The organism is Clostridium arbusti SL206, assembly GCF_000246895.1.
In the GTDB taxonomy this organism is placed as follows: Bacteria; Bacillota; Clostridia; order Clostridiales; family Clostridiaceae; genus Clostridium_I; species Clostridium_I arbusti.
In genome coordinates, this window is the sequence record NZ_BAEV01000134.1 from 1 (window position 1) to 8,948 (window position 8,948).

8 protein-coding genes are annotated in these 8,948 nt (G+C 30.3%); all 8 read left to right on the top strand.

From position 1 onward, the window contains the following. Positions 1–492 precede the first annotated feature (492 nt). Complete coding sequence (locus RH99_RS16735) at positions 493–1,827, top strand: DUF512 domain-containing protein (RefSeq protein WP_010240942.1); 1,335 nt, start codon at positions 493–495, stop codon at positions 1,825–1,827. Next, a complete protein-coding gene (gene der / locus RH99_RS16740) occupies positions 1,812–3,128 on the top strand; it encodes a ribosome biogenesis GTPase Der (RefSeq protein WP_010240944.1) in 1,317 nt (438 codons plus the stop codon). The genes RH99_RS16735 and der overlap by 16 nt, the downstream gene beginning before the upstream one ends. Position 3,129: 1 nt before the next feature. Further along, positions 3,130–4,125, top strand: a complete 996-nt coding sequence (locus RH99_RS16745) for an NAD(P)H-dependent glycerol-3-phosphate dehydrogenase (protein ID WP_010240945.1) — start codon at positions 3,130–3,132, stop codon at positions 4,123–4,125. A gap of 264 nt (positions 4,126–4,389) precedes the next feature. After that, on the top strand, positions 4,390–5,868 hold the full coding sequence (gene spoIVA, locus RH99_RS16750; RefSeq protein WP_010240946.1) for a stage IV sporulation protein A: 1,479 nt from the start codon (positions 4,390–4,392) through the stop codon (positions 5,866–5,868). A gap of 300 nt (positions 5,869–6,168) precedes the next feature. Next, positions 6,169–7,323 (top strand): aminotransferase class I/II-fold pyridoxal phosphate-dependent enzyme, encoded by a 1,155-nt coding sequence (locus RH99_RS16755; RefSeq protein WP_010240947.1) that lies wholly within the window; start codon positions 6,169–6,171, stop codon positions 7,321–7,323. Between the two features lie 136 nt (positions 7,324–7,459). Then, the gene (locus RH99_RS16760) at positions 7,460–8,338 is read left to right on the top strand and encodes a YicC/YloC family endoribonuclease (protein WP_010240948.1); all 879 of its coding nucleotides are present in this window, start codon (positions 7,460–7,462) and stop codon (positions 8,336–8,338) included. 16 nt (positions 8,339–8,354) lie between these two features. After that, entirely contained in the window at positions 8,355–8,636 is a 282-nt protein-coding gene (gene remA / locus RH99_RS16765) for an extracellular matrix/biofilm regulator RemA (protein WP_010240950.1), read from the top strand. Continuing rightward, on the top strand, positions 8,626–8,948 hold a 323-nt coding region (locus tag RH99_RS16770), incomplete at its 3' end, for a guanylate kinase (RefSeq protein ID WP_010240951.1). The genes remA and RH99_RS16770, both read left to right, overlap by 11 nt.

The window sequence follows — 8,948 nt, forward strand, 5'->3', positions numbered from 1 at the left end:
ATAGGGAATATACCTAATGAAGTTTTTTCTGTTTTTGTAGTAAATGAAAATTATATTGGGTTGAAAAACTAATTTTACTTCAAATGAGGATTATATAGATTATATTAATTCTTTAAAACAAAGATCTATGTATAATAAAAACTATTAAAGAAAATAACTATAATAGTATACTAACTTTGTATACTTGCAGCTATGAATTTAAGGGAGCTAGGACTATAGTATCTGCAATTTTGAAATAAGATATCTATATTAGAAATATATTTTTAGTTTAATTATAAATCGCTGTATAATTATTTTGCAGGAATATAAATAATCTATGTAAACCCCATGGTTATAATAATTATTACATTATTAAATGGAGTATACATAGATTATTTCTTTTTTATATACTACTTATTTTCTATTTCTTGACTAAAGTTTTCTATTAAGGTAATATAACTTAAAGGTAGATTAAATAAAATTAACATATGTTTTGATTTGGGAGCGGAAAGAATGCAAAATGAAATTTCAAAGGTTTACAGTGGAAGCATAGCAGAAGAACTAGGGGTTGAAGTTGGAGATAGAATTATAAGTATAAATGATAAAGAAATAAAAGATATAATTGATTATAGATTTTTAATGGCAGATGACTATGTTACCATTGAGCTTGAGAAAAAAGATAACAGTGAAATATGGGAACTAGAAGTGGAAAAAGGTTTTAATGAAAAGTTCGGTGTGGAATTTAAAGATGGAATATTGGATAAAGCCCAAAGCTGTAGAAATAAATGTATATTTTGTTTTATAGATCAACTTCCAAAAGGCATGAGAGAACCACTGTATTTTAAAGATGATGATTCAAGGCTATCATTTTTACAGGGGAATTTTGTTACTCTAACAAATATGAAAGACGAAGATATTGATAGGATAGTTAAATATAAAATAAGTCCAATAAATATATCAGTTCACACAACAAATCCGGAAGTTAGGGTGAAAATGCTTAATAATAGATTTGCAGTAAATATTATGGCGAGACTTGAGCAACTAGCAAAGGGTGGTATAACTATGAATTGTCAAATAGTTTTATGCCCTGGAGTTAATAATGGTGTAGAACTAAAAAGAACTGTCATGGATTTATATAAACTTTATCCCAATGTTAAGAATGTTGCAGGAGTTCCTGTGGGCATTACTAAATATAGGGAAGGACTATTCCATTTAAATACTTATGATAAAAGTATGGCTAGAAGGGAGATTAATTTAGTTCTTGATCTTCAGAAAACCTTTATAAAAGATATAGGAGTACCCTTTATAAAGCTTTCAGATGAATTTTATGTTTTAGCAGAGATGGATGTACCAGAAAAAGAATTTTATGAAGAATTTAATCAGCTAGAAGATGGCATTGGAATGATTAGAATTTTTAGAGAAAATATAAAGAATACATTTAGTAATTTGAAAAGGGAAATTCAGGGTGAATTTACTCTCATAACTGGTAGTTCAGCCTTTAAGGAAATAAAAGCTGCAGGGGACTTAATTTCATCTGTAAATGAAGATTTGAATGTAAATACAGTCAAAATACTTAATAATTGCTTAGGACATACAATAACCGTAGCAGGACTTCTAACTGGAAAGGATATCATTAATCAGCTTAAGCAAGCTGGATATGGGGAATATGTTATTTTGTCTAGGAATATGTTAAAAGCAGATACAGAAATGTTTTTAGATGATGTACTGATTACGGATATTGAAAAAGCTTTAAATACTAAGGTCTTAATTTGTGAATACACAGGAGAGGACTTAATAGAAATTATAAATAAATATGCCAGGAGGAATAATAAATGTCAAAACCAATAGTTGCAATAGTAGGAAGACCTAATGTTGGAAAATCAACTTTATTTAATAAATTAGCAGGAAAAAGGATAGCAATCGTAGAAGATACACCAGGTGTTACTAGAGATAGAATATATGCAGAAGCAGAGTGGATAAACAATTTGTTTACAATAATTGATACTGGTGGTATAGAACCAGAAAGTAATGACATTATAGTAGCACAGATGAGAAGGCAAGCTCAGATGGCTATAGAAACAGCAGATGTTATTGTGTTTATAGTGGATGGTAAGCAAGGACTTACAGATGCAGATAATGAAGTAGCTTTAATGCTTAGAAAATCTAGAAAGCCAATTGTACTTGTAGTAAATAAGATAGATAAATTGGCTGATGAGCAAAATTCTTTTGAATTTTATAATTTAGGTATAGGTGACCCAATTACAATTTCAGCATCACAGGGATTGGGTCTTGGAGATATGCTTGATAAAGTTGTAGAGCATTTTAAAGAAATTCATAATATTGATGAAAATGATGAATACACTAAAATTGCTGTAGTAGGTAGACCAAATGTAGGTAAGTCTTCATTAATCAATAGGCTTCTAGGGGAAGATCGAGTTATAGTAAGTGATATTCCAGGAACTACTAGAGATGCAGTAGATAGTTATCTTGAAACAGATAAGGGAAAATTTATTTTGATTGATACAGCTGGACTTAGAAGGAAGAGTAAAGTAAAAGAAGAAATTGAGAGATATAGTGTTATAAGAACTTTGGCAGCTATAGAAAGATCTGATGTGTGTATCCTTATATTAGATGCAACTGAACAGTTAAGTGATCAAGATGAAAAGATTATTGGATATGCTCATGAGTTAAGTAAAGCAATAATGGTTATAGTAAATAAATGGGATCTAATAGAAAAAGATGATAAAACTATGGACCAATTTAAAAAGAATATACAGTATAAACTATCTTTTATGGCCTATGCGCAATATATGTTTATTTCAGCGAAAACAGGTCAAAGAGTGAATAAATTACTAGATGAAGTTAAAAAATGCTATGATAATTATTGTAGGAGAATTTCTACAGGAGTGTTAAATGATGTAATTAGTAAGGCTGTTCTTATGAAAGAGCCACCTGTTGTAGCATTAAAGAGGCTTAAAATATATTACGTAACCCAAGTAGCGATAAAACCTCCTACTTTTATATTCTTTGTAAATGATACAAATGCCCTTCATTTTTCCTATGAGAGATACTTAGAAAATAAATTAAGGGAAAGTTTTAACTTTGCGGGAACGGGTATTAAAGTTATTTTTAGAGAAAGGAAGGAATAATATGAGAAGTGTAACTTTTCTTGGCGGTGGAAGTTTTGGAACTGCATTAGGTATACTATTAGCTAACAAAGGCCATAAAGTAACTATATGGGATAGAAGCCAACTTGTAGTCAATGATATAAACAATAACAGAACTAATGATAAATATTTATCTGATATTATTATTCCAGATAATGTTGTTGCCACTAATTCAATAGAAGATTCAATAGAAGAAAGCGATTATGTAATACTATCTGTTCCTTCTTTTGCAATACGAGATGTATGTAAATTAATACATAATAAGGTGAATAAAAATCAAATTATAGTAAGTATTGCTAAGGGAATAGAAGAAGAGACAAAAATGAGGCTTTCTAAAGTGATGAAAGAAGAGTTACCTTCGAATCCTGTGGTAGTATTATCTGGACCAAGTCATGCTGAGGAGGTATCAAAAAATCTACCTACTACAGTGGTAGTAAGTTCCGAAAGTATGGATTATGCTTATAGAGTACAAGATCTTTTCATGACTAACAATTTCAGGGTATACACAAATGATGATATAATTGGTGTTGAGATAGGCGGAGCAGTAAAAAATATAATTGCACTAGCTTGTGGAATCTGTGATGGACTAGGATATGGAGACAATACAAAGGCTGCACTCATGACAAGAGGAATGAGTGAAATAGTTAGGGTTGGAACTTTACTTGGTGGAAGACGAGAAACTTTTTATGGACTTACTGGTATGGGTGATTTAATTGTAACCTGCACAAGTTTGCATAGTAGAAATAGAAGAGCTGGTATTTTCATTGGAGAGGGAGTTCCATTTAAAGAGGCTTGTAACAGAATAGGAATGGTAGTTGAAGGCGTTAAGGCCTGTGAGGCCTTTTATGAGTGGAAGGATAAACTTAATGTAAATATGCCAATAACAGACATGTTATATAAAGTTTTATTCAAAAATAAAGATGTAAAGACAGCAGTGAAAGAGCTTATGGAGAGAGATAAAAAAGACGAAATGCACTAAATCCTTGGAAATGTTTATACATATAATTTTATATGATCATTTTGTGAATTAATATAGTATATATTAATATCTGACACTATTGGAGTCATTGAATTAAAGTGACTTTAATAGTGTTTTTTAGTATATAAATTGGCTTTATGGAAAAGGTTTAGATTTAACTGTTTTATAAAATATTATTAAATATTAATTATGGAAATAAGGTATATTTAATAGCTTAAGCCAATATATATATACTGTTAATATTAAGATACAGGAGGGTACATTTTGGATAATTTTGATATATACAAAGACATAGCAGAAAGAACGCAAGGTGATATTTATGTGGGGGTTGTAGGTCCGGTAAGGACAGGAAAATCAACATTTATTAAAACATTTATGGATCTTATGGTTATTCCAAACATAGAGAACACATATAAAAAAGAAAGAGCCAAGGATGAACTTCCACAAAGTGGTTCGGGAAAATCAATCCATACAACAGAACCTAAGTTTATACCAAATGAGGCTATAGAAATAGGCATTGGTGAGGGGATAAAGTTTAAGGTTAGAATGGTAGACTGCGTTGGCTATATAGTAAAGGGTGCACTTGGTTACAAAGAGGGTGAAAAAGACAAGATGGTAACAACACCTTGGTATGATCATGAAATACCTTTTGAAGAGGCTGCAGAAATAGGGACAAAGAAGGTAATAAATGAACACTCTACTATAGGGCTTTTAGTAACTACAGACGGAACAATAACGGACATTCCTAGAGAAGAATATTTAGAGGCAGAAGAAAGAGTAATAGGGGAACTTAAATCTATAAATAAACCATTTATTATTATACTTAATTCTGCAAAGGCTAAAGATCCAAAAACTTTAGAACTTTCAAAGGAATTAGAAAGTAAATATGATGTTCCTGTTCAGATAATGGATATATTAAATATGAAACAGGAAGATGTAACTGATATATTTAAAAGAGTATTGAAAGAATTTCCAATAAAAGAAATAAACATAGATATGCCAGAGTGGATTGAAAAATTGGAATCAAAACATTGGCTTAAGGATAATTATTGGGGCCTAGTTAAGGAAATATGCAAAAATGTTAATAAAGTAAGGGATATAGGTAAGACATTAAATAGTTTTACAGATATGGATTTTCTTGATTCATCAAATATTGATGAGATGAATATGGGAAGTGGTACAGCTAGAGTTACTTTGAATCCTAAAAAAGGTATGTTCTATAAAGTGTTAAGTGAATATTGTGGCTGTGATATATTAGGTGAAAGTGAGTTATTAACAACCATTAAAGATTATCACAAGGCGAAAGTAGAATATGATAGAATTTCAGATGCATTAAGGGATGTAAAAGAAACTGGATATGGTCTTGTTGCTCCACAGCTGGCAGAAATGAAACTTGAAGAACCTAGAATAGTTAAAAATGGATCAAGATATGAGGTTAAATTAAAGGCAAGTGCACCATCTTTTCATTTTATTAGAGCTGATATTGAAACAGAAATATCACCTATAATGGGAAGTGAAAGGGAAAGTGAAGAACTAGTAAAATCACTTTTGGAGGAATTTGAAAGTGATCCTTCTAAGATTTGGGAAAGTAATATGTTTGGTAAATCTTTTGATTTAGTTGTAAAAGAGGGTTTGCAGAAAAAGTTATTTAAGATGCCAGAGGATGTACAAGTAAAAATTCAAAAGACTTTAGAAAAGATAATAAATGAAGGCAATGGTGGACTCATTTGTATTATTCTTTAATAATTTTAACTATACCGATTAATAGCGGTATAGTTTTTTTATAGCATTAAGGCATGTGAAAATAAATAACAAGTCAAAGATGCGACGTATATTTTGAAATATACAAGGAAACAGGTCCTGATGATAGTGGTGCTATCTGAGGGTTCTGCTGACGCAGTAGAATTGAAAATAGGCTAGCATAATGACTAGTTATTTATTTGAATGTGCCTAACATAAGAATTTTATATGAAAGTTTCTGTAACAAGAGATAAAGATTATAAATATAATGAAATGATAAACTAAAATCTAGGAGGAAGAATTTTGAAAATTAATAATAGAATTGCGAAGCTTGGGGAATATCATTTTAAGAAAATTGATGATATTAAAAATAGGATTATATCAGAAGGTAAAGATGTAATTGATTTGGGTATAGGTGATCCAGATTTGCCAGTTCATCCTAGCATTTTGAAAGAATTAGTAGAAGGATTATCTACAAAAGAATTTAATAAATATCCACCTTATGATGGGGTACTAGAACTTAAAGAACAAATCATAAAATATTATAAAGAGGTATATTCTGTAGAACTTGATTTAGATGAAGTATTAGTATTAATCGGGTCTAAAGAAGGAATTAGTAACATCATACCGGCAGTTTGTAATTTTGGAGATGGGATTATAATGACAGATCCAGCTTATCCTGTGTATGAAACTGCAGCAATGCTTTGGGGTGCAGTTTCTCATAAAATTGCTCTGAAACAAAAAAATGATTTCTTACCGGAATTAAGTAATATTATCAATAATGATATTTTGAAATCAAAACTGTTTATAATAAATTATCCTAATAACCCTACTGGGGCGGTAGCAAATGAAAGTTTCTATAAAGATATAGTAAAGTTTTGCAGTACAAATGACATAGTATTATGTAATGATGCAGCGTATAATGAAATTATAGAGGAGAATAAAGCACCTATTAGTATTCTTCAATATGATAAAAATAAAAAAAACTGTATTGAATTTGGTACTATGTCTAAAACTTATAATATGACAGGATTTAGAATAGGTTACGCTGTGGGGAATAAAAAAGTTATAAAGTCACTTTTAACTATAAAAAGTAATCTAGACTCTGGACAATTTAAACCAATACAATACGCAGCCATTCAAGCATTAAAACTAGATAGAGGGTATATAGATTCAATTAGACATATATATGACGGTAGAAGAAAGTCTGCAGAAATTATTTTGAAAAACAAGAATATAGATTTTTTCAAAACTGCAGCAACTTTTTATATATGGTGTAAGGTACCCAAAAATTATACAACTTATGAATTTTGTAGTGAAGCACTAGAAAAATATCATATAGTTATTACTCCAGGATATAGTTTTGGAAATTTAGGACATGAATATTTTAGAATAGCACTTACCCAAAATAGGGGTACAATTGAGAAAGCTCTAAATAAACTTAACACATATAAATAAATATTAAAAAAGTATTATACAATAGCAAAATGTGTTATAATCATTAAAGCCGAATATAACACTTGAATTTATGCTTATAGTTTTTGTATAATAATAAGTATGAATTGTTGGCAAAACAATGGAAGGATGATTTACAATGGTAAGTAGTATGACGGGATATGGTAGAGCGTTTCATGAATGTAAAAATAGAAACTTTACCATAGAGATAAGAAGTGTAAATCATAGATATCTTGATTTAAATGTAAAGATGCCAAGAAGTTTAACTTCTCTTGAAGACAAGATAAGAAAAAAGTTACAAGAGAAGCTAAGTAGAGGAAAGGTAGATATCTATATAACACAGACTGTTTTAGAAACGGAAAGTTCTAAAGCTTTGCTAAACAAAAATTTAAGTGATAGTATTGTTAAGTGTCTTCAAGAGATAAATGAACGTTATGAACTTAAGGAATCGTTATCACTTTCCTTAATAGCTAAATTCCCAGATGTAATAACTATTGAGCAGAAGGATGAGGATCTTGAAGAAATTTGGAATAACTTAAAAATACCTTTAAGTGAAGCAATAGATATTTTAGTTTCCATGAGACTAAAAGAAGGTGTAAAATTAAGAGAAGATATAGAACTTAAGTGTTCATCTATAGATATATTAGTCAATAGAATTGATGAAAAATCAATTCGAGTTGTAGAACAATATAAAACAAAGCTTAATGATAGAATTAAGGAACTCATTGGTGATAGCAATGTAGATGAAAATAGACTGGCAATGGAAGTTGCAATTTTTAGTGATAAGGCATGCATTGATGAGGAGATTGTAAGACTTAGAAGTCATGTATCACAGCTCAAGGAAAGCCTTAATAGCAATGAACCAATAGGAAGAAAATTAGACTTTATAGTTCAAGAAATGAATAGAGAAGCCAATACCATTGCCTCTAAAGCAAATGATGTTGACGTGGTTCATCTAGTTTTAGACGTAAAAAATGATATAGAAAAAATTAGAGAACAAGTTCAAAATATACAGTAGTTTAAGGAGGATAAAAATGGGTATAAGGTTAATCAATATAGGATTTGGCAATATAGTTTCTGCTAATAGATTAGTTGCTATAGTTAGTCCTGAATCTGCACCTATTAAAAGAATAATACAAGAAGCACGAGATCGGGGTATGCTTATAGATGCAACTTATGGTAGAAGGACTAGAGCTGTTATAATTACTGACAGTGATCATGTAATACTATCAGCAGTGCAACCTGAAACTGTGGCTAATAGACTAGCATCTAAAGATGAAGAAGCTATAGATGAGGTTGATGAAGATGAAAAATAAAGGACTTTTAATAGTATTATCTGGACCATCAGGAGCTGGAAAGGGAACACTTTGCAAAGCATTATTAAGTAGAGAAAAGTTCTGGCTATCTGTTTCAGCAACTACAAGAGCACCTAGAAAGGGAGAGGTGCCGGGAAAAAGTTATTATTATTTGAGTAAAGAAGAATTTAAAAACAAGATTTTAAATAATGATTTTTTAGAGCACGCTGAAGTATATGGTAATTTCTATGGCACTCCCAAATCTAATGTTATAGAAAGACTAGAAAATGGAGAAGATGTAATATTAGAGATAGATATTCAGGGTGCTTTAAA

What these genes read in the sequence shown, in the direction of transcription:
- remA (WP_010240950.1), top strand. Translation starts at nt 8,355, where the DNA reads ATGGGTATAAGGTTAATCAATATAGGATTTGGCAATATAGTTTCTGCT.
- RH99_RS16735 (WP_010240942.1), top strand. Translation starts at nt 493, where the DNA reads ATGCAAAATGAAATTTCAAAGGTTTACAGTGGAAGCATAGCAGAAGAA.
- der (WP_010240944.1), top strand. Translation starts at nt 1,812, where the DNA reads ATGTCAAAACCAATAGTTGCAATAGTAGGAAGACCTAATGTTGGAAAA.
- RH99_RS16745 (WP_010240945.1), top strand. Translation starts at nt 3,130, where the DNA reads ATGAGAAGTGTAACTTTTCTTGGCGGTGGAAGTTTTGGAACTGCATTA.
- RH99_RS16760 (WP_010240948.1), top strand. Translation starts at nt 7,460, where the DNA reads ATGGTAAGTAGTATGACGGGATATGGTAGAGCGTTTCATGAATGTAAA.